This window comes from Aeromonas sp. 2MA4 (assembly GCF_029237305.1).
GTDB classification, from domain to species: Bacteria; Pseudomonadota; Gammaproteobacteria; order Enterobacterales; family Aeromonadaceae; genus Aeromonas; species Aeromonas salmonicida.
Genome location: NZ_JAACFY010000011.1, coordinates 125,213 through 150,364, shown reverse-complemented (window position 1 = coordinate 150,364; position 25,152 = coordinate 125,213). Strand labels below are relative to the sequence as shown.

16 protein-coding genes are annotated in these 25,152 nt (G+C 60.6%); 10 read left to right on the top strand and 6 right to left on the bottom strand.

Going from position 1 to position 25,152, the window contains the following annotated elements; all coding sequences use genetic code 11:
- Together GWQ31_RS13055 and GWQ31_RS13050 are read left to right on the top strand one after the other, a co-directional pair.
- Positions 1–4,940: VCBS domain-containing protein (locus GWQ31_RS13055; protein WP_275909529.1), on the top strand; the 4,940-nt coding region annotated here is incomplete at its 5' end.
- 326 nt (positions 4,941–5,266) lie between these two features.
- Positions 5,267–6,211, top strand: a complete 945-nt coding sequence (locus tag GWQ31_RS13050; RefSeq protein ID WP_111588370.1) for a chemotaxis protein CheV — start codon at positions 5,267–5,269, stop codon at positions 6,209–6,211.
- A gap of 89 nt (positions 6,212–6,300) precedes the next feature.
- On the opposite strand, the gene GWQ31_RS13045 is transcribed toward GWQ31_RS13050, so the two are convergent.
- A complete protein-coding gene (locus GWQ31_RS13045; protein WP_111588371.1) occupies positions 6,301–6,900 on the bottom strand; it encodes an arylesterase in 600 nt (199 codons plus the stop codon).
- Here GWQ31_RS13045 and GWQ31_RS13040 point away from each other — a divergent pair.
- Positions 6,899–7,597: an ABC transporter ATP-binding protein gene (locus GWQ31_RS13040; RefSeq protein ID WP_005318003.1), complete on the top strand. Its 699-nt coding sequence runs from the start codon at positions 6,899–6,901 to the stop codon at positions 7,595–7,597. The two genes, GWQ31_RS13045 and GWQ31_RS13040, sit on opposite strands and share 2 nt — an antisense overlap.
- Positions 7,598–7,651: 54 nt before the next feature.
- A complete protein-coding gene (locus GWQ31_RS13035) occupies positions 7,652–10,099 on the top strand; it encodes an FtsX-like permease family protein (RefSeq protein WP_275909528.1) in 2,448 nt (815 codons plus the stop codon).
- A gap of 83 nt (positions 10,100–10,182) precedes the next feature.
- Here the strand turns inward: GWQ31_RS13035 and GWQ31_RS13030 are convergent, their stop codons facing one another.
- A complete protein-coding gene (locus tag GWQ31_RS13030) occupies positions 10,183–11,088 on the bottom strand; it encodes a TIGR01777 family oxidoreductase (RefSeq protein ID WP_275909527.1) in 906 nt (301 codons plus the stop codon).
- Between the two features lie 324 nt (positions 11,089–11,412).
- Between GWQ31_RS13030 and GWQ31_RS13025 the strand changes: the two genes are divergently transcribed.
- The gene (locus GWQ31_RS13025) at positions 11,413–12,942 is read left to right on the top strand and encodes a cyclic diguanylate phosphodiesterase (RefSeq protein WP_275909526.1); all 1,530 of its coding nucleotides are present in this window, start codon (positions 11,413–11,415) and stop codon (positions 12,940–12,942) included.
- 85 nt (positions 12,943–13,027) lie between these two features.
- Here the strand turns inward: GWQ31_RS13025 and GWQ31_RS13020 are convergent, their stop codons facing one another.
- Together GWQ31_RS13020 and GWQ31_RS13015 are read right to left on the bottom strand one after the other, a co-directional pair.
- Positions 13,028–14,209: a PLP-dependent aminotransferase family protein gene (locus GWQ31_RS13020; protein ID WP_059113151.1), complete on the bottom strand. Its 1,182-nt coding sequence runs from the start codon at positions 14,207–14,209 to the stop codon at positions 13,028–13,030.
- A 216-nt stretch (positions 14,210–14,425) separates the two neighbouring features.
- The gene (locus GWQ31_RS13015) at positions 14,426–15,493 is read right to left on the bottom strand and encodes a M20/M25/M40 family metallo-hydrolase (RefSeq protein ID WP_125607043.1); all 1,068 of its coding nucleotides are present in this window, start codon (positions 15,491–15,493) and stop codon (positions 14,426–14,428) included.
- Between the two features lie 305 nt (positions 15,494–15,798).
- On the opposite strand from GWQ31_RS13015, the gene trmB reads away from it, so the two are divergent.
- From trmB to GWQ31_RS12990, 5 genes are all read left to right on the top strand, one after another.
- Entirely contained in the window at positions 15,799–16,512 is a 714-nt protein-coding gene (gene trmB / locus GWQ31_RS13010) for a tRNA (guanosine(46)-N7)-methyltransferase TrmB (RefSeq protein ID WP_271787603.1), read from the top strand.
- 31 nt (positions 16,513–16,543) lie between these two features.
- Positions 16,544–16,876 carry a YggL family protein gene (locus GWQ31_RS13005; RefSeq protein WP_005317987.1) on the top strand — a complete coding sequence of 111 codons (333 nt, stop codon included), beginning with the start codon at positions 16,544–16,546 and terminating at the stop codon, positions 16,874–16,876.
- Between the two features lie 129 nt (positions 16,877–17,005).
- Positions 17,006–17,926 (top strand): glutaminase B, encoded by a 921-nt coding sequence (gene glsB / locus GWQ31_RS13000; protein WP_005317985.1) that lies wholly within the window; start codon positions 17,006–17,008, stop codon positions 17,924–17,926.
- A 29-nt stretch (positions 17,927–17,955) separates the two neighbouring features.
- On the top strand, positions 17,956–19,251 hold the full coding sequence (locus GWQ31_RS12995) for a sulfurtransferase (RefSeq protein WP_275909525.1): 1,296 nt from the start codon (positions 17,956–17,958) through the stop codon (positions 19,249–19,251).
- Between the two features lie 198 nt (positions 19,252–19,449).
- Positions 19,450–19,659, top strand: coding sequence for a YgdI/YgdR family lipoprotein (locus GWQ31_RS12990; RefSeq protein WP_021139660.1), 210 nt, complete (start codon positions 19,450–19,452; stop codon positions 19,657–19,659).
- Between the two features lie 53 nt (positions 19,660–19,712).
- On the opposite strand, the gene GWQ31_RS12985 is transcribed toward GWQ31_RS12990, so the two are convergent.
- Both GWQ31_RS12985 and GWQ31_RS12980 read right to left on the bottom strand, forming a co-directional pair.
- Positions 19,713–23,273 (bottom strand): ATP-binding cassette domain-containing protein, encoded by a 3,561-nt coding sequence (locus GWQ31_RS12985; protein ID WP_275909524.1) that lies wholly within the window; start codon positions 23,271–23,273, stop codon positions 19,713–19,715.
- A 99-nt stretch (positions 23,274–23,372) separates the two neighbouring features.
- Positions 23,373–24,650, bottom strand: a complete 1,278-nt coding sequence (locus tag GWQ31_RS12980) for an alpha/beta hydrolase (RefSeq protein ID WP_275909523.1) — start codon at positions 24,648–24,650, stop codon at positions 23,373–23,375.
- Between the last annotated feature and the right edge of the window lie 502 nt (positions 24,651–25,152).

Here is a 25,152-nt window from a genome sequence, read left to right as displayed (position 1 = left end):
GCATCACGGCTGACGGCACCTGGACCTACAACGTCGACAACAGCAAAGTGCAGTACCTGGGCAAAGACGAGACCAAGGTTGAGACCTTCACCGTGCAGAGCGTCGATGGCACCCCGCACATTGTGACAGTGGTGATCAACGGCACCAATGACTTGCCAACCCTGTCTATCTCCAATGGCGCAACTGTTTCCGAAGAGGGCTTGCCCAACGGGATCATCGACACCAACGGCAACCCGGATACCACGGATGCCAAGAGCATGTCCGGTACCATTTCAGTGGGTGATGTGGACAGCAGCACGCTGACTGTGTCACTGGGTGGACCCGCAGGGCTCACATCCGGCGGCTCCGAAGTCAAGTGGAGCTGGGATGCGGGCAGCAAGACGCTGGTCGGTTATACCGGTACCCCGGGTAGCGACGGCTACAAGGCGGTGGTCGAGGTCAAGCTCACTGCACCGAATGCCAGCGGCAAGGGTGATTGGGCCTATGATTTGACCCTCAAGGCGCCGCTCGACCATCCGGTCAAGGGCCAGGAGGATTCCCTGTCGTTCCAGCTGGACGTCAAGGTCTCCGATGGCAAGGGCACAACCACTGGCAAACTGGATGTCACTGTTGAGGATGACGCGCCAGTCGCGGGTGATGCTGCTGCCGTCTCCGTTACCAAGACAAATATTCCAGATGTGTTGACCGGGGTATTTGATCTGACCAAGTTCAGTGGCAACAAGGCCCTGGTAGATTTGGCTGGCTTTACCATCACAGCCAAGGGGTTCACCTCTGCAACCAACTCAACTCTGATTGATGCCAGTGTCAATGGTTCCAATGCAGGGTTGGGGGTGTCCAGCGTGGCCGGGCCGTACCACAACATTGCCAACGAGATAGACTTCCGTCACTTCGCGAACGGAACCTCTGCCTCCGAGGAGTTAATTGTGAAGCTGGATCCGGGCACGGTTGCCTATGGTGCCAACATCAAGTTCAGCCAGATGTTCGGTGGTGAGCTGGAAAGTGGCGTGGTCGAGTTCTACCGTGCTGGCGTGCTGATCGGTACCCAGACCTTCAGCTCCAATGCGACCAGTGGCGATTACGCCGAGAACTTCCAGGTACAGCAAGGCGGCTTCGACACCATGGTGATCAAGGCCACCAATAACGGCAACACCAATACCTCGGACAACAGCGACCTGACGGTGAAGAGCATAGAGTTCATCGGCTCCTCTACCGCCCAGGCTATCGCTTACGGTTCAGGCACGGTGACACCGCAGTGGGGGGCTGATGGCAAGGGCCATATGCAGCTGCTCGGCTCCAACGAAACCGGCCTGACCACGGCAACCGGCAAGCTGATCACTACCTCCATGGAATCGGCCAATACCTTGATAGGTAAAGCCAGCGATGGCTCCCTGGTGTTCCGTCTGGAATTTACCCCGGCCACCGGCAAGTGGGAGTTCTTCCAGTACCAGAACATGTCCAGACCGCTTGGCGACGGTGATATCGACTTCCAGATCAAGGTAGTGGATGCGGATGGTGATTCCAGCCTGGGATCTTTTGCAACCAAACCACTGGTGACGCCAGTCGTACAATCTGTCTCGAGCGGCAACGCGGAGGAAGGCGGCAATCTCTCTCATACGGTGACACTGTCTGACCAGACCCATGAGGCGACCCAGTATGACTTCGCCATTCAGGGCAGCGGTGCCAATCCGGCATCCAGCTCTGATTGGGGAATTGCACAATTCAGCAATGGGGTGACCTACAACAGCGCCACAGGCAAGATCACTGTGCCGGCCGGGGTGTCCGGCTTTACCGTGACGCTGCCGACCGTGAACGATCGACTGGTTGAAACGACCGAGACGCTGACGGTGACAGTGGGTGGCCAGAACGGCACGGGCACCATCATCGACAACGACCGCGCGCCTGTGACCACGGGTGGGCACGGTGTCGGGACGGAAGATACGCCACTGGTACTGAAGTGGTCCCAGTTTGGTGCCAGCGATGATCAGGCTGCGTCTGATCTGAGCGTCGTGATCGGCACGCTGCCGCAAAATGGCACGCTGGAGTATCTCAATGCCGCCGGCCAGTGGATTGCCGTCAAGGTTGGTGACCTCGTCTCTTACGGTGACATCAATACTGGCCATCTGCGCTTTGTGCCAGGACTCAACGAGTCCAGCACCAGTGCAGCCAATGGCAACGGCACGTCCATGGGCAACCAGCAAGGGGACTACGCCAGCTTCGGCTACCAGATCAGCGACGGTGCCAACCTGAGCAACACGAGCAAGCTGGTGATCGACATCGCTGCCGTGGCTGACAAGCCGGTGGTGGATATCAGCCTGACCGGCAATGGCATACCGCTTTATACCCAGTACCCGTCGTCCGGCATCTCGACAGGCGCGTTCCAGAGCGGCAACTTCAACAAGGGCAGCTTCGGCATCACCAACAGCCTGACCGACAGCACTACCAGTCAGGACTCTGTGGTGGGCGGCAATGGCAATGACTACATCGTCAGCGTGAAGGGCGGCGGCGACTATTTCGTCGGCGGTCTGGGCAATGACGTGCTGGTCGGTGGCAACTCTGTCTCGGGCGATACCCTCGACGGCGGCGTAGGTAACGACATTCTGGTTGCCGGACTGGGTGGTGACACCCTGTATGGTGGCGCAGGTACAGACCTTGCCGTGCTGATGGGGTCGCGTGCCAACTATGTCATCGAGCGCAGAAGTGATGGCGGCTTCAACTTCCTGGTGAAGGAGAACGGCACCACCATCAGCAAGTCGCTGTACGACATTGAACTGGTTCAGTTTGATGACGGCATCTACCAGTTCAATCAGACTGACGGAACCTTGACGGCGGTACAGCCCAGTGTGGTGGACTACCCCCTCGAGATCAGTGCATCCCTTACCGACAGGGATGGCAGTGAACAGCTCGACAGTCTGGAGCTGAGCGGCATGCCGAGTGGTGCGACCCTGTATCAGGGTGGCACAGTGCTGGGAACCGCAGGTGCCGATGGCAAGCTGACCCTCAGTGGCCTCTGGAACCAGGGCGCGCTGGACGTCAAGCTGACCGATCTGACCCTGCGGGTGCCGGGCAGCAATGCCGGTCAGTTCGACCTCAAGGTGGAGGCCATCGCCAAGGAGGTGGTGACCGACCAGACCAGTAGCGCATCGGATCAGGATTCGATCCGCATGAGCTACTTCCTCTCCACCGAAGGGGAGCCGGGTGATCAAAACCGCACCTACGGCAGCGAACACAATATAGTGGTGGGCGATCTCGACGGCAGCGTGGTGCTGCCGGGCCAGAACTACAACATCGCCTTTATGGTCGACAGCTCGGGCAGTATCGGCACCAGTGCCATGAACACCATCAAGAGCCAGCTGGCCCAGGTGTTTGCAACCCTCAAGACCAGTGCCGGTACTGAGGGGGCGGGCAAGGTCAACATCTTCCTGGTGGACTTCGACAGTCAGGCCAACAAGTCCATCAGCGTAGACTTGAAGGATCCCAATGTCCTGACCAAGTTGCAGGCTGTGCTCGACAGCATGGACGGCAGTTACTGGAATGGTGGGGCGACCAACTACGAGGATGCGCTCAAGACAACCTCCAACTGGTTCAACAGCGACACCGCCAAGAACAACACCAATGCGAAGAACCTGGCGTACTTCATTACCGATGGGGCACCAAACACCTATTACGGCTATGAAGATACCAACCCGATCGTGAATACGAAGACCAGCGAGCGTCTCGATTCGTTTGTCAACGTCAACAACTATGTGCCGGGTGAAGCCTTCTACGCCTACATCGGCGGCGCCAACCGGGTACTGATCGACGCGAGCGGCAATGTTCAGAAGTGGTCGCAGGGCAATAACAACAAGTGGAGCTCAACCTCCATCGGGACCTTGAAGGCACAGGGGGATGGTACCTTCGAGATCTCCACCCCCTATGACAGCAACTACTGGGCATTGCAAAACGCGCTGGCTGTGCTGCCGCTTCTGCTGGCCAATAACGTGACGCTGGAAGCGATCGGTATCGGCAGCAGCGTCTCCATCGATACCCTGAAGCTGTTTGACAGCGATCAGGTAGTGCAGTCCAACGTGTCCGCCAACGATCTGGCCGGCGCCATTCTGGGGACCTCCATCAACAACAAGCCGGGAAGTGACCGGATCGATGGCGGTGCCGGCGACGATATCCTGTTCGGCGATGCGGTTCACTTCGCCGGTATCAACGGGGAAGGCTATGCGGCCATCAAGCAGTATGTAGCCGGTAAGGTGGGTGCAGGTTCGGTGACGGATGCCCAGGTCCATGACTACATCAGCAGTCATGCCAGCGAGTTCGATCAGTCCTCCGCCAACGACAAGGGCGATGTGCTGTTCGGCGGAGAAGGCAACGACATACTGTTCGGTCAGGGTGGTGACGACTTCCTGTTCGGTGGTGCCGGCAACGACATCCTGTTCGGCGGTAGTGGCAACGATACCCTGTATGGCGAGAGCGGTAACGATACCCTGTACGGCGGCAGCGGCAACGACACCCTGTATGGCGGTGCCGGCAATGACACCCTGAGCGGCGGTCTGGGCAATGACATTCTGGTCGGTGGCCTGGGCAACGATATTCTCAAGGGGGATGCCGGGGCCGATACCTTTATCTGGCTGCAGGGCGACACCACTGGCGGCACCATCGCCAAGGATTATGTGGTCGACTTCTCCAGAGCTGAAGGTGACAAGCTGGATCTGAGCGACCTGCTGGATCACGATGGTTCTCACAACCAGAACGATCTGAAGGGCCTGCTCTCAGTGTTCCAGGACAGCGAAGGAGTTCACTTGCAGGTCAAGGAGAGCAGTACGGCGTCCGTGACTCAGGAGATAGTGCTGATGAACCACACGTTCGACAGTCTCACCGGCAGCGCGGCGTCCACCTCTTCCCAGGTGATCGACTACATGCTGAGCAACAACATGCTGGATATCGACAAGTAATCCGGTTTGAAGTCTGTAAAAAGCGGCAGAGCAATCTGCCGCTTTTTTTATGTCTGACCAACGGAAAGTGCATCCACTGGCGGTGATGGCAGGGGATTTGGCTGCGCATCGCAAAGGTCTGGCCCGCACCCGCGGCCGAAAGGGCTGCGGGTCAGCCATTTGGCTGCTGACAAGTGTGAGGAGAGACCGGCTTTGAGCCGATTCTCGCTTTTTTTCATCAAGTTCCGTCATCATCTAGCCGACATAGGATAAGAATACGGGTCGTGTTGGGATTCTGACCCTTCTATACTATGTCGAGACTCGGGCAACGGACGTAAGGGCTTTATATGGCGAGCATATTGGATTCAGTGGATCAACGTACCCAGCTGGTAGGGGAGAACCGTCTGGAGTTGTTGATGTTCCGTTTGGGATCCCGACAACTGTTTGCTATCAACGTCTTCAAGGTGCGGGAAGTGGTCAAGCTGCCCCATCTCAACAAGATGCCGGGGGCGCACCACAACATCAGCGGGGTGGCCAACATCCGTGGCACCTCTATCCCCGTGATCAACCTGCGCAGCGCCATTGGCATGCGCGCCATGCCCATCGACAGCGAGTCCAACCTCATCATCACCGAATACAACCGCACCATTCAGGGCTTTCTGGTGGGACAGGTAGCCCACATCGTCAACATGACCTGGAAGGATATTCTGCCACCCCCGCGCTCAGCCGGGCGGGCGAACTATCTGACGGCCATTACCCGGATACCCGAAGATGGCGTCGACCAGATCGTCGAGATCATCGACGTGGAGAAGGTGCTGGCCGAGATCATCACCTACGACATCCGCATCTCGGAAGAGGTGCTGGACCTGGCCATATTGCCGCAGATGAATGGTCGCAAGGTGCTCATCGTCGATGACTCCAGCACGGCCCGCAATCTGGTGCGAGAAACCCTTGCCCAGCTTGGCCTGGAGGTAATCGAATGCCAGGATGGCCTGGAGGCGCTCAATCTGCTCAAGGGGTGGTGTGATGCGGGCAAGAAGGTGACCGACGAAATCCTGCTGATGATCACGGATGCCGAGATGCCGGAGATGGATGGTTATCGGCTGACCCACGAGATCCGCAGCGATGCCCGCATGTCGGATCTCTTCATCACGCTCAATACCTCCCTGAGCGGCAATTTCAACGAGGCCATGGTCAAGAAGGTGGGGTGTGACCGCTTCATCTCCAAATTCCAGCCGGACCTGCTGGTCGGGGTGGCACAGGAGCGGCTGCGCCAGATACTGAAACGCTGATGGTCATGAAAACAAAGATCCCGCTTCGGCGGGATCTTTGTTTTGGGCCAAGAGGGCCCGATAGTGCGTATAGGGGGATACTGGGGGCATTATTGGGTCAAGAGGGGCTCGATAAAGCTGGCCACACGGTCGCGGATCAACGGCTGCGCCGCCGCCGTGGGGTGGATGCCATCGTTCATCATGAGTTCAGGGCGCAACGCAATATCATCCATGAAGAAGGGCATCAGTGGCAGCGCGTTGGCGGCGGCCAGCTCCGGAAAGATCTGCTCGAACTGGCGCAGGTAGCGGGCCCCGTAATTGCGGGGCAGCTGAATTTGGGTCAGCACAGTCTTGATCTGCAGCTCCTTGGTCAAGGCCACCATCCTGGCCAGATTGTCACGGGTGATGGCGGGGGCGAACCCTCGCAAACCGTCGTTGCCACCCAGCTCAATCAGTACCCAGTCCGGTTGATGCTCCTTGAGCAGAGCGGGCAGGCGGGCCAGGGCCCCTTGTGTTGTTTCACCACTGATGCTGGCATTGATAAGCTGATGCTCGCCCCCTTGCTGCTGCCATTTCTGGTTGAGCAGGGCAGGCCAGCTCTGGTCCGCCGGCATCTGATAACCTGCACTCAGGCTGTCACCCAATACCATCAGGGTTTGTGCCTGTACCGATGAAACCAGGCAACATAAGGCGAACAGGAAACGCGTCATGAATTCAACTCCCATTATTGTCGTCAAGGGCCTGGGCAAAACCGTTAGCCTGGGCCAGGAAAGCCTCACCATCCTTGAAGGGATCGACCTGCAAGTCAATACCGGCGAGACACTGGCGCTGGTCGGCGCCTCAGGCTCGGGCAAGTCTACCCTGCTGGGGCTGCTGGCCGGACTGGATCTGCCGAGCGAGGGGGATATCGAGATCCTCGGGCAGTCGCTGGTGCAACTGGACGAGGAGGGCCGTGCCCGCCTGCGAGCCGAACAGGTCGGCTTTATCTTCCAGTCCTTCCTGCTGTTGCCTACCCTGAGTGCGCTTGAGAATGTCATGTTGCCAGCCGAATTGCGTGGCGAGACCCGCTGCGAGCCCAGAGCCCGCGAGCTGCTGGCAGCAGTGGGGCTCAGCGAGCGCCTTCACCATCTGCCACCGCGCCTCTCCGGCGGTGAGCAGCAGCGGGTTGCCATAGCGCGCGCCTTCATGACCCGTCCCAGCCTGTTGCTGGCGGATGAACCTACCGGCAATCTCGACAGCAAGACCGGCGAGACAGTGATCGAACTCTTGTTCCAGCTCAATCGTGAATATGGCACCACCCTGGTGGTGGTCACCCATGATCACGACTTGGCCCAGCGTTGCCAGCGGCAACTGGTGATGGCGGCAGGACGACTGGAGGTCGAACAACATGAGGTGCAGCGTGCATAAGAGAATGCCTGGATATGACTGCAAGGTTGGCCGATTGAACGGGAGTGGTGACGCATGATGCAGTGGCGATTGGGATTGCGCCTGTTGCGGCGAGAAGGCTTCAACGGCGAGTTGCGCTGGTTCGTGCTGGCGCTGGCGCTGAGCGTGGCCTGCGTGCTGAGCGTGGCCCTGGTGGCGGACAGACTGGATGCCGGACTCAAGGCATCGGGGCGTGACTTTATCGGTGCCGACCGGGCGCTGCGCTCGGCCACACCTGCGCCAGCTGACTGGCTCAAGCAGGCAGAGAAAGCGGGCCTCTCCGTGCAGACGACGGTCAGCTTCAACAGCATGCTGTTCCATGGCGATGCGCTGCAACTGGCCTCCATTCGCGCCGTGCCGAGCGAGTTTCCCTTCTATGGCAAGCTGGAGCTGATTCCCCAGCGTGCACCGGCCCCGGGCGAGATCTGGCTCTCGGCCCGGGTGATGCAATTGCTGGAGGCAAAAATTGGGGATGAGCTGGAGGTAGGCAATACCCTCCTCAAGGTGGCAGGTGTGCTGGGCCAGGAGCCGGATCAGGGCTTCAGCCCCTTCCTGCTGGCGCCAAGGGCGCTGATCCACAGTGATGATATCGAGGCGACCGGCGCCCTGCTGCCGGGCAGCCGCCAGCAGTGGCGTTACCTGTTCAAAGGGGCGCGCGAGGACGTAGCCAGCTATGAGCGCTGGCTCAAACCCAAACTGAAAGCGGGACAAAAACTGATCAAGCCGGACGATCAGGGTTCCCAGGTGGGCCGCTCGCTGGCCAATGCCGAGCGCTTTTTCCGGCTAGCCTCCCTGGCCGGCGTGCTGTTGGGGGCGCTGGCCATGGGCATAGCGGTGCGCCACTTCGCCGAGCGGCAGACCAATATGGTGGCACTGCTCAAGACGCTGGGGGCGTCCCGTCGTACGCTCTGGCAACTGATGGGCTCGCTGCTGCTGTCACTGACCCTGGTCGGTGCCCTGCTCGGTCTGGTGGCGGGCAGTGCCATGCAGTGGCTGACCCTGCATCTGCTGGGCAACCTGCTGCCGGCCGATCTGCCACCGCCGTCCTGGCGACCCTTTGCTCTCGGTCTGGCGGTCGCCTTCTTCATCACACTGTTGCTGGCCTTCGTGCCCTTCCTGCGCCTGCTGAAGGTACCGCCGCTGCGGGTGCTGCGTCGTGAGCTGGAGGCTGGGATCCCGCCCTGGCTGGCGTTGCCGGTCGGTTTGCTGGGGCTGTTTGGTCTGGTGTGGGGCTTTACCGCGGATGCGACCCTGGCGTTGGGGCTGATCGGTGGCATGGGCCTGCTGATGGGGCTGCTGGCGCTGATCGCTTCCCTGCTGCTGCGGCTTGGTCGTCGGGTCAAGGGGCCCCATGCGCTGCGCCTTGCCATCAATCACCTCTCCCGCGAGCGTGGCAGCGGCCTGTTCCAGCTGGCTGGCTTTGCGCTGGCGCTCATGCTGTTTGGTCTGCTGTGGGCGGCACGGGTCGACCTGCTCGACGAGTTTTCCGCCCGCTTGCCGGTGGATGCGCCCAACCGCTTCCTGGTCAACGTGGCCGATCACGAGCGGGAGGGGATTCTCACCGAGTTGCGCCAGGCGGGTGCCCTGACCTCGGATTTTTATCCCATGGTTCGGGGCCGGCTGGTCAGCATCGCCAGCGAGGCGGTGCGAGACAACGACGAGGATGGGCGGGAAGGAGTGAACCGCGAACTCAACTTCACCACCACGGCCAGTCTGCCGCCAGACAATCGTCTGACCGATGGGCGCTGGCTGGATGGGCCCGGCCAGGTGTCGGTGGACCAGGACCTGGCCAAGCGACTCGACATAGCGCTCGGCGATACCCTGGGCTTCACCATAGAGGGGCGCAGCTTCAAGGCGCAGGTCACCAGTTTGCGGGCCATCAAGTGGGACAACATGCGGCCCAATTTCTACATGATCTTCTCCCCTGACATGCTGGCCTCCTTCTCCCAGACCTGGCTTGGCAGCTATCGGCTGCCGGAGCAGAGCAGAGCGGCAGAGGTGGAGATCATCCGTCGTCATCCCACCGTGAGTCTCATCGATGTAGACGATCTGATAGTGCGGCTGACGGCTGTGTCTGATCAGGTGAGCCGGGCACTCGGTCTGATGCTGGGTCTGGTGACGGTGGCTGCCCTGCTGGTGTTGCTGACCCAGACCCAGGCCAGCATGGCCCACCGCCGTCGCGAGCTGTTGCTGATGCGCACCCTGGGGGCCAGCAGCGACCTGCTCAAGAAGATGCTGCGCTGGGAACTGGTTGCCAGTGGCCTGTTGGCGGGGCTGTGCGCCGCCATGGTGGTCGAACTCTGCTCCTTTGGCCTGCAATGGTGGTGGTTCGAGGGGCAGTGGCAGTTCCACTGGGCCATCTGGGGCGGTTTGCCCTTGCTGGGCGCCCTGCTGGTGACGTTGGCGGGGCAGGGAATGCAGCGTCAATTGCTGGCGGGCACCCTGAGCGATCGTCTGCGCGGGCTTGGTCAGGGGCTGCTCTAGTCTCTTGCTTTTTGCGCAAATGCAACAAGCCCGGCCACATGGCCGGGTTTGTTATTTTCGGCAATTGTCTTGCCGGAACAGGTTCAGCGTGGCCGGTGCAGCAGGTTGGTGAGTGCCAGGGGCAGTTCGGGAAAGGTGAAGTGAAAACCGGCTTCTAGCAGGCGGGCTGGCAGCACTTTCTGGCCGGTGAGCAGCAGGTCGGCCGCCTCTCCCATCAGCAGTCGCAACGCCAGTGCGGGGACGAAGAAAAGATGCGGTCGGTGCAGGGTCGTTGCAAGGGTTTGGCTGAACTCACGATTGCTGACGGGGTGGGGGGCCGTACCGTTGAAGATGCCGTCATACTCGTCGTGCTCCAGCAGGAACAGCATGGCGCGTACCAGATCCTGAATGTGGATCCAGCTCATGATCTGCTGGCCTGATCCCATGGGGCCGCCGAGACCGAGCTGATAGGGGGGCAGCATCTTGGGCAGGGCGCCACCATCGGCGCCGAGCACCAGGCCGATACGCACTATGCAGACCCGGGTGTGGGCGCTGCGAGCCTCTTGCGCCAGGGTTTCCCATTGCTGACAGAGTTGATGGGTAAATTCGTCGTGGGGAGTCTTGCACTCTTCATCCAGCGGCGTCTCCCCCTGCCGCCCATACCAGCCGATGGCTGAGGCATTGATCAACACCTTGGGCGGCGTGCTGGAGAGCTTGACGAGGTCGACCAGCTGTTCGGTCAGCAGCCAGCGACTGTCACACAGCAGCTGTTTGCGTTGCTCGCTCCAGCGCCCGGCGGCGATAGGCTCCCCCGCCAGATTGATAACTGCATCCACGTCGTTGAGGTCGTCGAGCCGATCCAGATTGTCGAGCAGCTTGATGTCATGGCCGAGCAGGTCGTAGGCGCGGCTCCCCTGACGGGTCAACACCACTACCTCGTGCTGCACCTTGAGATGTGCCACCAGGCGGCGGCCGATAAAGCCGGTTCCTCCCGTGATCAATATTTTCATATCCATACTCCCTGACTCTGTTGGCTCTACTCTAGTGGGCCAGCACAACATGAACAAGCAACTGTTTTTGCAAAGATTATAATCGTCACACCCGCTCTGGTTGCCGAGGCATCACCTGACTCGATATGAGCAAGGGCCAGATTGGGGGGATTGGGTATGCTCCGGCACGGATGCCTTGCAAGATGTGACTGCGAGCCCTGTGGTGATGGCGTATGGTGTCAATCAGGCCAAACCTGATTGCAGCCAATCGTATCAGAAGGGCTTGCTAGGTGAGCGGAGACCAGTAGACTTGCCCGCTTTTTTGTCGTTGCCGTGAGGATGATTATGCCTTTTCGTCGTTTGAGGTTGCGCCAGTTCTATACGAGGCTGGGAGTGTCCCTGCTGGCAGGCTTGCTGTCTGTGTTGCTGGGGGTGTTGATCATCTCATGGCAGACGTTTTCGGGGGTGAAGCAGGATGCCGAGGAGCGTCTCTTGCATGCACGACACATGTTTGACCGTACTCTGGACAATGCCCAGCAGGCGGCGTCCATGGTGCGAAGCAGCATGGATCGGCCTTGCGACGAAGTGGTGCAGGGGCTGAGGGATCAGGTGGCGACCGTGCCGGACATACGTACCGTCAACCTGGCCAGGGGGGAGCATATTTACTGCACCTCCCTCTACGGTTCCTACAGCGGTCTCTTCTCCCTGGCCGATTACGCAGAGGGTCAGCTCGACCTGCTGAGAGGCAACCCTGTGACGCCGGATCGCCCCCTTGTCGTCTATCGGCAGGCGGTGGGCGATAACAGCGTGCTGGTCGGGGTAGACGGCTACTATCTGCACAACATTCTCGACATGCTGAGCCGCAACTCGCCGCTGGCGCTGGTCATCGGCAGCCGCACCATGCAGGCCAACGGCCAGGTCAGCGAGGAGGTGCCATCCCGTACGGGCGGCTATCTGGAACAGGTGTCCTCGAAGTATCCATTCAGGGTGGTCACCGATCTGTCCCACAATGAGTACGGCAGCCATGTCTGGAGTTACTCCAGGGCCAGCCTCATCATCTATCCCTTGCTGGGCATATTGGTGGGGGTTGGCGTGTTCTGGCTGACCGGCCGCTCTACCTCTCCTTCACAAGAATTGCGACGGGCGCTGGCCCAGCGGGAATTCATACCCTATCTGCAACCCGTGGTGACGGGGGACGATGGACACTGGTGCGGCTGCGAGGTGCTGATGCGCTGGCAGCATCCCCGTCAGGGCATGATCTCGCCGGATCGCTTCATTCCGCTGGCGGAAGACAGCGGCCTCATAGTCCCCATGACCCGTCTGCTGATGGCACAGGTGCGGGATCAGTTTGCCGGCAAGGCCCATACCCTGCCGAGGGGATTTCACTTTGGCTTCAACATCTGTGCCAGCCACTGCAAGGATCTGAGCCTGGTGGAGGATTGTCGCGACTTCATCGATGGGTTCAAGGCCAACCCCATCAAGCTGGTGCTGGAGCTGACCGAGCGGGAGCTGATAGTGGCGGATGAGGTGACCGACCGCTTGTTCGCCGAGCTGCACCAGCTCGGGGTCTTCATCGCCATCGACGATTTTGGTACCGGCCACTCCAGCCTGACCTACTTGCAGCAGTTCCAGGTGGATTTTCTCAAGATTGACCAGAGCTTCGTCGGCATGATCGGCTCGGATGCGCTCTCCAGTCATATCGTCGAGAACGTCATCGATCTGGCGACCCGGCTCGGCCTGATGCTGGTTGCCGAAGGGGTGGAAAACGAGGTTCAGGCCGCCTACCTGAGGGCGCGTCAGGTGACCTTCCTGCAGGGCTATTTCTATGGCAGGCCCATGCCGATGAAGGAGTTTGCCAAGCAGCTGGTAGCCTGACAGGCCCGGTTTCTTCTGCGTGAGAAATAAAAAACCAGCGATCTGGACAGAGCGCTGGTTTTTCTTTATTCAGGCGGCAGCGCTGTCAGAGCATGCGGGCCAGGGCACGGGTCAAGCGTTTGACCCCTTCCTCTATGGTGGCTTCATCCACACAGGAGAAGCTCAGCCGCAAGGTGTTCTTGATCTCGGGGCGCACATAGAAGGGGGCACCGGGTACGAAGGCGACCTTCTCCTTGATGGCCTCGTCGAACAGTGCCATGGCACTGACACTGGCAGGCAGAGTCAGCCAGAGGAACATGCCCCCTTCCGGTCGGGTATAGCTGACGCCGGGCGGGCAGTGACGAGCCAGTGCGGCCTCCATGGCGGCGCGCTGGCGGCCATAGACCTCCTTGATCTTCTCCAGATGGGCATCCAGCGAGTTGTCGATCAGGAAGCGGTGCAGCACCTGCTGGCTGAAGGCGTTGCTGTGCAGGTCGGTGGCCTGCTTGGCGATGGTGACCTTCTGGCGCAGCCAGTCCGGCACCAGCATCCAGCCCAGACGGAAGGCGGGCACCACCGTCTTGGAGAAGGAGCCGAGCAGCACAGTATTGTTCGGCGCCAGCTTGGCGATGGGAGGCAGGTGCTCCCCTTCGAAGCGCAGCTCGCCATAGGGGTCGTCTTCCACCATCAGCAGTTCGTGGCTGACCAGTCGCTCGGCCAGTGCTTCACGGTTGGCGCGGCTGTAGGAGACACCGCTCGGGTTCTGGAAGTTGGGCACGCCGTAGAGCAGTTTTGCGTTGGAGCCGCTGGCCAGCAGCGCATCCAGCGCCACCAGATCCAGACCCTCTTCCCCCAGCGTAATGGGCTGGAATGCCGGTTGATAGACGGAGAACGCCTGAATGGCGCCAAGGTAGCCAGGCTCTTCAATGATGAGATCCTGTCCCTCGTCGATCAGCACCTTGCCCAGCAGATCCAGCGCCTGCTGGGAGCCGCTGGTGATGAGGATATTGTCCGGGTTGACGCTCATGCCATGGCGCGCCAGATAGCGGTCTGCAATGTACTGGCGCAGCGGGGCGAAGCCCTCGGTGGCGGCATATTGCAGGGCGGCGGCGCCTTGCTCGCGCAGCACATCCTGGCAGGCCTGATCGATGGCCTTGACCGGAAACAGGTGCGGATTGGGCAGGCCACCGGCAAAGGAGATGATCTCGGGATTGGCTGCGACCTTGAGGATCTCGCGGATAAATGAAGGCTCTACCTTCTCGAAGCGCTGGGCAAAAAACGGTTGCATAGGGTTCTCTCTGGCATGGTGAGCGGTCGCTCCATTCGACCGCCAAGTTATCCGTTTGTATCAGATTTAAAAAATGAGGCAATGGCTGCAACAAAAATCGATAAAAAAGGGCAGGTTTGGCACCTGCCCGAATTTTATCGGCCGGGGGCGGCCGTGGAGCGCAAAAAGCCCTGAATTGGTCCCTGGCCAACGCGCGTCATTGACGGCTTGTTGGCGTTACAGGCCCGGTTCCTTGAGGAAGCGGATCATCAGATCCGTGTTGGCGCTGAGCTGCTGCTCCACCCGGCCCGGGAACAGCTCGGCCATCTTGTCGAGACGGTCGTACTGGGTATGCCAGATCTTGCCCCACTGGGTCTCGCTGTCCCGATCGCAGGCGCTCTTGGTGGCATCGTCGTAGCAGTCCCACAGCGCCGGATTGGTGGTCTGGGAGTAGCCGTCATAGCCATCTGCCCCGTTGATGGTGAAGTTGGTGGCCTCCACGTAGGCGATGGGCACCCCCAGACAGGCGAAGGGTGCATGATCCGACCAGCTGCCGGTCTCCCCTTCCGGATAGCCGGCGTAGCTGGGGTGGATGGCGAACGGGGTATCAGTCTGTTTGGAGATGGCCAGCAGACGGTCACGGACCTTGGGATCGAAGCTGTAGCGGCTTGGCTCGGCACAGTTGTATTCGGCCACATCCGAGTGAGCAGAGTGAACATAGACGATGTCGCCGCCGGCTATGGTGTCGTAGTTCACCATGGCCACCAATTGGGCGATGGCGGCGCTGTCGAGGCTGGCGACATAGGCTTTGGAGCCGTTGAGGCCGTTCTCTTCCGCGCCGAAGAAGGCGAAGCGTACCGTGTAGGGCAGGGTCTGCCCCTTGAGCGCCTCGGCGACCGCCAGCAGCGCCGCGACACCGGCGCCGTTGTCGGTGGCGCCTTCAGAGCCATGCTTGTCACCCGTGCTGTCGTAGTGGGCGCCGATCAGGATCACCTTGTCGCTCTGGCCCTTCAGCTCGGCGACAAGATTCTGGGAGGCCTTGCTGGCCCCACTCTTGGTGTAGGTGAACGGCTGCTTCTGCACATCGTAACCCCAGCCTGTCAGATGATCCTGGATCCAGGCTGCGGCGCGGGTCTCGGCCTCCGTGCCTGTGGGTCTGGCCCCTATCCCCTCGGCGCTCGAGCTCAGTTGCACCAGATACTCATAGGCTTGCTCGGCGGCGCTGGGCGCCTGTGAATCATTGCTGGAGGTGTTGCACCCGGCCAGCAGGGCTGCGATGGCAAACGCCAATGCTGTGTGTTTCATACTGCAATCCTTTGTTGTGTATGGTTTTATTTTCGCAGGCAAGCATGCGCCCGACCCCACGCAGATTCTGTGAAGGGGGTGGCATTTGTCAATCGTGGTGGCGGAATTGGTCAGCGATGGGGGATTTGTTTCGCGAAACACTTGCGCCTTGGGCCTATCTTGGGATAATTCGCTACCCAGTTTCGCGGATTGATGAAATAACGCGCCATTCATCCATGTGTTCCGTGACCCCGGGCAATGAAATAACGAGTAATCCATTCATGTCGTCTGTGACCCAGACCGATGCAATAACGAGCAATTTGATTATGTCTGTGACCCAAGATGTATTTAACGAAGACGGCAAGTTCATGCGCAAGATCCGCAGCTTTGTCCGTCGCGAAGGCCGCCTGACCAAAGGGCAGGAGAAGGCCCTGGAAGAACTCTGGCCGGTCATGGGTATCGATTTCGCGCCAGCACCGCTCGATCTGGTCGCCCTGTTTGGCCGCGAGGCTCCTGTGGTGCTGGAAATCGGCTTTGGCATGGGCGCCTCCCTGGTGGAGATGGCCAAGAATGTCCCCGAGAAAAATTTCATCGGCATAGAGGTACACTCACCGGGTGTGGGAGCCTGCCTCGGCACCGCCCAGGAAGCGGGCGTCACCAATCTCAAGGTCATCTGCCACGATGCGGTCGAGGTGCTGGAGCACATGATCCCGAATGGTTCGCTGGCCTGCCTGCAACTCTTCTTCCCGGACCCCTGGCACAAGAGCCGTCACCACAAGCGCCGCATCGTGCAGCCGGCATTTGCCCAGGATATCCGCCAGAAGCTGGCCATAGGTGGCGTGTTCCACATGGCCACCGATTGGGAAAACTATGCCGAACACATGCTGGAAGTGATGAGCGTCGCCGAGGGTTACGAGAATACCTCCACCACCGGCAACTGGGTGCCTCGTCCCGACTGGCGTCCGCTGACCAAATTCGAACAACGGGGCCATCGTCTTGGCCACGGGGTTTGGGATCTGATTTTCAAACGCGTTAACTAATTTAACGAGTCAACTAACCTAAGGAGCTATCATGGCCAATCGTAGCCGCCGTCTGCGTAAGAAACTGCGAGTCGACGAATTCCAGGAAATGGGATTCGACATCAGTTTCAATTTCCCGGTCGGCACTGCCGAAGAGACCATCGATGCGGTAGTCGATGCGATGATCGATGAGGTTGTTGAACCCCGTAGACTGGCGTTCGCCGGTTCAGGCCACCTGGCCTGGGAAGGGATGATCTGCACTCAGCAACTGGGCAAATGTACCGAAGAAGACCGCGCCGTTCTCAAATCCTGGCTGGAAGGCAAGGGGATGGAAGCCGTGGTGGTCACCGAACTGTTTGACCTCTGGTACGGTGAACCGGCCTGATAACCGCTTGCCTGTTGTGGGCGACCTGTTACGGGTACCCTGTGTCGGGTACATAGACAAATCCCGCCATTGGCGGGATTTTTGTCAGTGGGGATGGGATCTCCACAGCCCCTAGTTATGGAATCGCTTATGGTGTTGTCATCCGAATTACTGGCCAGCATTCTGGCTGAGGTGCGCCCGCTGCTCGGGCAAGGCAAGGTGGCCGACTATATTCCGGCCCTGGCCCAGGTGCCGGCCGATCGGCTCGGCATGGCGGTCTGTACCGTGGAGGGGGAGCTGTTCACCGCCGGTGACGCCTTCGAGCCCTTCTCCATCCAGAGTATCTCCAAGGCCCTAAGCCTGACGCTGGCGCTCACCCTCTATCAGGAGGAGGAGATTTGGGCCCGGGTGGGCAAGGAGCCCTCCGGCCAGCCGTTCAACTCGCTGGTGCAGCTGGAGTTCGAGCAGGGCATACCTCGCAATCCCTTTATCAACGCAGGTGCCCTGGTGGTGAGCGATCTGCTTGAGACCCGGCTCACGGCCCCGCGCCAACGTACCCTGGAGCTGGTGCGTCGCCTCAGTGGCAACCCTGCCATCATGGCGGATCAGGTGGTGGCCCGCTCCGAATATCAGCACTCCGCCCGCAACGCCGCCATCGCCTATCTGATGAAGGCTTATGGCAACTTCGAAAACGAAGTGGACAAGGTGCTGCAAAGCTACTTCAATGCCTGCGCCATCCGCATGAGCTGTGTCGATCTGGCGCGGGCATTCATCTATCTGGCCAACCGCGGCGTGCCGCTGGGGGCCGGTGAGCCGCTGCTGCCGGCCCGCACCACCAAGCAGGTCAATGCCCTGCTCGCCACCTGTGGTCTCTACGACGAGGCCGGTGATTTTGCCTATCGGGTCGGTATGCCGGGCAAATCCGGTGTCGGAGGGGGTATCATGGCGCTGATCCCTGGTGAGCTCTGTGTGTGTGTCTGGTCGCCCGAGCTCAACAAGGCTGGCAACTCGCTGGCGGGCACGGCGGCACTGGAGCTGCTGGCCGAGCGTCTGGGCCGTTCCATTTTTTAACCTTGTTTACCATGAATCGAGAAAACATCATGAAAGCATATATTGGTCTGTTGCGGACCGGTCTGACGGCCCTGTTGCTCTGGTGCGCGCTGCCCGCCTTTGCAGCCGAACTGCCACCCCTCTCGCTGGCGGATGCCAAGGCCAAACAGGCCGTGATTCTGGATACCCGTGCCAGCCACTTCTATCAGGGCTGGCCGATGGAAGGGGAGAAGCAGGGTGGCCACGTTGCTGGCGCCGAAAATCTCTCGGCCGACTGGAAATACAGTGATGACGAATGGCCCAAGGCGCTGGAGATCAAGGGCTTGAAAGCCGATCGTCCGGTGGCGCTCTATGGCGAGCCGCGGGAAGTGGCCGAGGTGGCCCGTCTGCTGCGCAAGCAGGGCATCAAGCAGCTGTTCGAGCTGCAAGCGTGGAAAGCCGCGCCGCGCGAGTATCTGGCGCGCTGGCAGCAGCTGGTCTATCCGCGCTGGCTGGCGGACCTGCAGGAAGGCAAACCCGTGGTTGCCGCCCCCAAAGGGGAGTGGAAGCTGTTCGAAGTGGATTGGGGTTCACCCAAGGCCTATCTCATCAGTCACATACCCGGGGCTGGCTATATCGATACCAACCGCCTGGAAGAGGAGCCGTTGTGGAACAAGGTCTCTGACGAGGCGCTCAAGGCGCTGCTGCTGGAAAACGGCATCCGTCACGACACTACCGTCATCCTCTATGGTCGCAACACAATGGCGGCCGCCCGCGCGGCGCACCTGATGATGTATGCCGGCGTGGCCGATGTGCGCCTGCTGGATGGCGGCCTCGATGCCTGGTTCGTGCAGCACTTGCGCACCGAAACCGGCCTGCCCAACAAGTTCGAGCCGGTGAAAGAGTTTGGTGTGGCCATTCCGGCTCACCCCGAGTACTACACCACACTCGATCAGGCCAAGGCGTTGCTCAAGCAGCCCGACAGTGCCCTGGTCAGCGTGCGCACCTGGGACGAGTTTGTCGGCAATACCTCAGGTTACAGCTACATCAAGCCGAAAGGCGACATTCCGGGGGCCAAGTGGGGTCGTGGTGGCGTGGATGCCAACAGCATGAGCGACTTCCACAACCCGGACGGCACCATGAAACCGGCCCGCGAGATCCTCACCATGTGGGATGAGTGGAATATCGAGCCGACCCAGCAGGCCGCTTTCTACTGCGGTACCGGCTGGCGTGCCTCCGAGGCCTTCTTCTACGCCTGGTTGATGGACTGGACGCGGATCAGCGTCTACGACGGCGGCTGGTATGAGTGGAGCTCGGATCCCAAGAATCCGACTGTGACTGGCGAGCGTCAGCCCGCCAAGTCATGAACAGACAGTAACAAGAGGCCGGACAGATGTCCGGCCTTTTTCATATGTGCCGCTGGCATCAAGTTCAACGTCGACGCCAAGTCACTGATTTTTGATGCAGATCCCGTTCTATCAATCCACTCTGTGGGGGCGGTGAGGTTGCGCTAGGCTTCAGTCACCACCCTCGTGGTGAGGGTGAAGAGGGAGACGAGACAGGCGATGAAACAACTGATGATGATCCTGGTGTGTGCACTGGGACTCGTGGCGTGCAGCTCTCAATACATCATGAGTACCAAGGATGGGAAGATGATCACCACCGACAGCAAGCCCAAGCTGGATGAGAGCACCGGCATGTACCGCTATTACGATGCAGAAGGGCGGGAGGTGATGATCAAGCAGGATGATGTCACCCAAATCATGGAGCGTTGAGGCTCCACCAAACAACAAGGGCTGCCTGCGGGCAGCCCTTGTTGTTTCTCGTGTCAGTTGATCTCGGCCACCTGGCGGTTGACTTGACCGACAAACAGCTGATGGAAGCGGGAGTGGGAGTTGGCCAGCAGGCTGACTGGCGAGCCTTGTTCCACCACGGTTCCCGCTTCCATCACAACCACCTTGTCCACCGACAGCAGCGGCTCCAGATGGTGGGCGATGACCAGATAACTGGCCTCCGGCCGGTAGCGATAGAGCAGCTCCGCCATCTTGCGCATGCCGCCGTGATCGAGATCCGAGGTGGCCTCGTCCAGCACTATGAGTGGGCGACGTGACAGCAGTATGCGGGCGATCACCAGCAGCTGGGTCTCGCCAGCCGAGAGTTGCAGCTTGTCGAGGTCCTCGTCCAGCCGGCCAGCGCAGCGCTCGGCCAGACCGACCCGTGCCAGTGCCAGCTCCAGCGCCTCGTCATCCTGCTCGGTGAGCGGCGCCAGGTTGGCGCGCAAGGATCCGAAGAAGGTGAGGGGGGTCTGGGAGACGGTGTCGTAGAGATCCCGTACCGCCTCCGGTGCAAGCCGGGACAGCGGTTGATCGCCGTAGTAAATCTCTCCCTGTGAGGCCGGATACATGGCTTGCAGCACACCGAGCAGCGAGCTCTTGCCCGCACCGGTACGACCGCAGACCCCCACCTTCTCGCCGGGGGCCAACTCGAAATTCACCTTGTGCAGGGCCCACTGGCTCGCCTCCGGATAGCGCAATCCCAGGTTGTCGAAGCGCACCCCGGGATGGGGCGTCACCAGCGCTTCCCCATGCTGGCGCTCACTCTCGATTTCACTGTATTCGCGCACCCGCTCCACCGCATTCATCACCTGCTCCACTTCGGCGAAGGTGCGAATGAGGGAGTTGAGCATGGCCGAGGCGGTAAAGGCGTAGGTGATGGCGACGGCCCCCAGCAGCGAGCTGTTGCCAAAGGCTACCATCAGCGCCACGGCGCCTACCAGCACGGCGGAGAGCAGGGTCTGGTGCATGCCGAGCCAGCGGTTGATGGAAGTGGTGGTGTACCAGCTGCGCAGGTTGTTGTCATAGTGCAGCAGCACCTGATCCAGCGCGAAGCGCTCGGCTCCGGCCAGACGCAGGGCGGGGGCACCGCGAATGGTCTCGCTGATGCTGATGTAGAGCGGCGAGCGCAGCACGGATGCCTGACGCCGCAGCTTGAGCTGCACCGCCCGGTAGCGCCGTTGCAGCACATAGAGGGCCCAGCCCACCAGGGGAGCGATGAGCAGCAGCAGCGGCATGTTGACGCCGATCACCACCACCTGCAGCAGCACAGAAATGAGCATGCCGAACAGCCCCATCAGCATGGACAGCAGTATCTCCTGTGCCTCCCCGAGATCCCGGTCGAAGCGGTTGAGGATGCGCCCCTGCGGCACCTTGTCGAAGAAGGCCATGGGGGCGCGGCTGATGCGGCTCAGCATGCCGTCGAACAGGGTCCAGGCCAGCTTGAGCCCCAGCTTGTAGTTGATGACCCGCACCACCATGATACAGACCAGCGATCCTGCCCCCAGCAGCACATAGATGCCGAGCAGCGAACTCACCTCTGTGAGGCCGGCCTTGCCGCCGAGCCAGAGATCCGAGGCGATGCGCAGCCCCTCCTGCCCCAGGGTGAGCAGCAGGGCGATCAGGATGGCGCCCGGGGCGGCGAGACGCTGCCACATGAAGCCGAACAGGCCCCAGTCCACCTTGCCTTCCACCACCTTCTCTTCGCTGAACTGTTCAGCCTCCTGCGGTGCCACCATTGGGGCGGGAAGCGGGTGCTGGATGAGATCCGCCAGCTGGCGGGCATCGAGCTCAACCAGTCGGCCCTGCTCGATACGGATCACCCGATCGCAGTGGGCCAGCACGTCCGGATCATGGCTCACCAGCAGTCGGGTCGGGCCCGGCTTGAAGGCGAGCCCCTGCTCCAGCACCTGGGCCGAGACGATGGGGTCCAGTGCCGAGAGGGGGTTGTCCAGCAGCAGAATATCGGCCTGGGCATAGAGGGCACGGGCCAGGGCGACTCGCTGCTGCTGACCGCCGGAGAGGCGGGTACCCAGCTCCCCCACCAGGGTCTGATCGCCATGGCTGAGCAGGCCGAGGTCGGCGCCGAGGGCGCAGGCTCCCAGCACCCAGCGATAGCGTTCACCGTGCCAGGGCTGACCGAACAAGATGTTGTTGCGAATGGTGTCGTTCATCAGCCAGGGCTTGTGGCCCAGGTGGGCGACCCGGCCGTGACGGCGGATCTCCCCCTCGAAGCTGTCATCGAAGCCGGCGATGAGGTGCAGCAGGCAGCTCTTGCCCGCGCCGGTGGGGCCCGTGATCCCCACCAGTTCCCCCGGCTGTATGATGAGGCTGGCCCCTTGCAGTACCGGTTTTTGCTGGTGCAAGGCAGTGACCGCATCGACCCGCAGGCTGCCGACGGGCAGGCTGGCATCGGTGAGATCCCTGTGCTGCTCCGGGCTGTTGAGGAACTCGCACAGCCGGTTGAAGCCGGTGTTGAAGTTGATCAGGGTGCGGATGAGATAGGGCAGCCGCATCATGGGGATCCGCAGCACGGCGAACAGGGCTATGGTGGTGAACACCTGGGGCAGGGTCAGGCTCTGGCCCGATACCAGATAGGTGGTGAAGGTGGCCAGGGTCACCAGCAGTGGCGTGCTCAGCATCAGGCTGTCGTTGATGGCATCGAGCTTGAGCACCCGACCGAGTACCCCCAGCTCCTGCTGGCGCTTGGCGTTGGCCGCCCGGGTGAAGAAGGCGCCTAGCCCGTTCTGGCGCACCAGCCGCAGCTTCTTGATGTATTCCGCCAGTATGCCGTTGCGTTCGTCCTGCTGGCGCTTGAGCTGTTGCTCCTGCTGGTTCATCCGCCGCACCACCCGGGTGGAGATGAGCAGCAGCAGGGTGAGCACCGCAAAACCCACCAGGCCCGCGCTGCCCACTTGCCATACCAGCAGGGCTATGGTGCCGAGCAGTTGCAGTGCCATGGTGAGCGGCATGGCGGGGTCGGCCAGGATCCAGGTTATGTCCCACACATCCCGGTTGATGAGGTTCTGCACCCGACCGCCGGCCCTGTCGTCGAAGCTCTTTCCCCCCAGCTTCATCACCTTGGCCAGCAGGGCTTCGGCCAGTAGGCGGCGAATGGGGACGTGCATCTTGAGCGCCAGCTGCAACGAGTGCTCCGCCAGCATGCCGGCGGCGAGCACAGAGGCAAACAGGGCGAAAGCCAGCAGCAGTTTTTGCTCCGTGGGGGCGCCCGCACCGAGCTGGGTCATGCTGTGGTTGAGCAGCCAGGGGCTGGCCAGGGTCGCCAGCATGCCGAGCAGCTGCAACAGGGTGAGCAGGCCAATTCGCCCCTTGTAATGGCGCCAGATAAAGGCGGTGATGGGCCAGGGGCGTACCGGCCGGGTGGCGGTGAGCTGAAGGAAGGCATCGGCCCTGCCATCCCGTCTGTCTTCCGGCAGCAGGGGATAGAGATCGTCGAGGCCGACCTGGGGTTCGGTCAGCCCCTTGCGTTGCAGCGGGCCCGTCCAGTGATAGAAGAGGCGGCTCAGCCAGCCGGCCGAGATTTCCGGGTGATCCAATGGGTGTCCTTATTATTGTGCTGCTTCCAAAGGGTGGGGCGACTCATGGGTCGCCCTCGATATTATGTGTATCGCGACGGGCTCGTCGCCCGGCCGGGATCAGCGCTCCCGGTTCAGCCGGATGAGGCGGTCCAGTATCAGCTCGCCATCGACCCGCAGGCCGTTGTGTTCATATTCATTGGTGATCCAGGCGCGGCTGTTGCCGAGGCCCTTGAGGGTCTCGCGGCTGTAGTCGAACTCCACATACATGTCTTCGGCATAGACGGCGCAGGCAACGGGCACAGTGTTGCGGGCCAGCTGCGCCGGATCATAGAGGTGGCCCCAATCGGCCTTTTTGGCCAGCAGGTGGGCCGCTTCCTTGAGTGGTATCAGCTCACGGAACTGCTCGAACATCCAGGGGAAGATCATCTCGCCGGTGAAGGCGAAATCTTTGCCGGGTGCCCAGGCCAGGGCCGGATATTCGGCTCTGACCCGCTCGGCCGCCCAGTTGCTGGCGACCCCTTCGGAGTAGATGGACTCATGCAGTATGGCGAACACAGGGTTGGTGTTGAACGGCTGCATGGCTTGCAGCTGATAGAGGAAGGCGGGGTTGAGCCGCTCGCCGATGAAGGCATCTTCCAGCAGGTAGTAGAGCTCCTCGAAGGCACCGCTGGCGCCGAGATCCAGCCCCTGCTGCTGCAACTGCTCCACCGTCAGGCGCTGGCCGTTGGGCAGGCGCACCTCGTGGCTGTGCAGGTGGTTTGCCAGCCGGTTGGCGATGCCCTGGGCATGGGGGAAACGGGCGAAGAAGGCGCGGTTCTTGTCCGCCACCCGCTGATAGGTGGCGCGATAGACCTCATCTGCACTGCGACCTATGGGGGCCACGCCGCCTGTGAGGTAGACCTCGTGCAGACTGTCCGGGAACAGGGAGAGATAGGTAAGGCTGCAAAAGCCACCGAAGCTCTGGCCAAGCAGGCTCCAGGGGCGAGCAGGACTCAGGATGGCGCGAACATATTCCGCATCCCGCACTATGCTGTCGGCGCGAAACAGGCTGAGGTAGTCGGCCTGCTCCTGGGCGCTGCGCTGGGCCAGCGCATCGGCACTGATGGGGGTTGAGTGGCCGGTGCCACGCTGATCGAGCAGCAATACCCGAAACTCCTGCAGGGCCCGCTTGAGCCAGCCGCTATTGGCGGTCGGACGCGGGGCACCAAAACCGGGCCCCCCTTGCAGGAACAGCAGCCAGGGCAGCTCCTCGTGCAGCTTGTCCTGGCGGCAGAGGGTGCGACCAAACAGGATGAGCGTCTCCTCATCGTCCGGCTGCTGGTGATCAAGGGGCACGGTGAAGAAGTGTGGCTCGCAATGGATGCCGTCCAGCACGTAACGCAAGGGGCTGCTCATCTGACGTTCTCCCTGAACGAGGTGATTTTTTGGTGGGAGCCATATCATAACCATGGCCCCCGGCCCGGTCACGCCGGTTTTTGAAAGGGGTGGCAAGACGGGTAATTTCCCTCATGTTGCTCGCGATCCTGTGCCCGCAGTCAGCCCCCCGTCTTCTTGCTCATGAAATCTTCATCCTCTATGCCTATCGTTCCCCTTCTATCAAGGTGACATTCGGTGTCGGCATAGACAAAAAACCACCGCCACACCCTGTTTTTGTGACCTCCAGATGACCGTTTTCATGGTTGGGGGTGGGCAACTGATTGAAATGGATTTGGTTGTTTTTTGCTCTGTTCGGTAACCTTTTAGAAACAAATTGATTTAATATCTAAATTAAATTCACGCTTTTGATTATTGTTTATCTATTTGTTTTTTAATTGTTTTTTTGTTGATCTCTGCATTTTGTTTTTTGTTTCACTGATTTTTGTGTGGTTGATCCTTTCTGCTCTAATCTTTATGGTTA

What these genes read in the sequence shown, in the direction of transcription:
- GWQ31_RS12980 (WP_275909523.1), bottom strand. Translation starts at nt 24,650, where the DNA reads ATGAGCAGCCCCTTGCGTTACGTGCTGGACGGCATCCATTGCGAGCCA.
- GWQ31_RS13050 (WP_111588370.1), top strand. Translation starts at nt 5,267, where the DNA reads ATGGCGAGCATATTGGATTCAGTGGATCAACGTACCCAGCTGGTAGGG.
- GWQ31_RS13030 (WP_275909527.1), bottom strand. Translation starts at nt 11,088, where the DNA reads ATGAAAATATTGATCACGGGAGGAACCGGCTTTATCGGCCGCCGCCTG.
- GWQ31_RS13020 (WP_059113151.1), bottom strand. Translation starts at nt 14,209, where the DNA reads ATGCAACCGTTTTTTGCCCAGCGCTTCGAGAAGGTAGAGCCTTCATTT.
- trmB (WP_271787603.1), top strand. Translation starts at nt 15,799, where the DNA reads ATGTCTGTGACCCAAGATGTATTTAACGAAGACGGCAAGTTCATGCGC.
- GWQ31_RS13045 (WP_111588371.1), bottom strand. Translation starts at nt 6,900, where the DNA reads ATGACGCGTTTCCTGTTCGCCTTATGTTGCCTGGTTTCATCGGTACAG.
- GWQ31_RS13005 (WP_005317987.1), top strand. Translation starts at nt 16,544, where the DNA reads ATGGCCAATCGTAGCCGCCGTCTGCGTAAGAAACTGCGAGTCGACGAA.
- GWQ31_RS13015 (WP_125607043.1), bottom strand. Translation starts at nt 15,493, where the DNA reads ATGAAACACACAGCATTGGCGTTTGCCATCGCAGCCCTGCTGGCCGGG.
- GWQ31_RS13035 (WP_275909528.1), top strand. Translation starts at nt 7,652, where the DNA reads ATGATGCAGTGGCGATTGGGATTGCGCCTGTTGCGGCGAGAAGGCTTC.
- GWQ31_RS12995 (WP_275909525.1), top strand. Translation starts at nt 17,956, where the DNA reads ATGAAAGCATATATTGGTCTGTTGCGGACCGGTCTGACGGCCCTGTTG.
- GWQ31_RS13025 (WP_275909526.1), top strand. Translation starts at nt 11,413, where the DNA reads ATGCCTTTTCGTCGTTTGAGGTTGCGCCAGTTCTATACGAGGCTGGGA.
- GWQ31_RS12990 (WP_021139660.1), top strand. Translation starts at nt 19,450, where the DNA reads ATGAAACAACTGATGATGATCCTGGTGTGTGCACTGGGACTCGTGGCG.
- glsB (WP_005317985.1), top strand. Translation starts at nt 17,006, where the DNA reads ATGGTGTTGTCATCCGAATTACTGGCCAGCATTCTGGCTGAGGTGCGC.
- GWQ31_RS13040 (WP_005318003.1), top strand. Translation starts at nt 6,899, where the DNA reads ATGAATTCAACTCCCATTATTGTCGTCAAGGGCCTGGGCAAAACCGTT.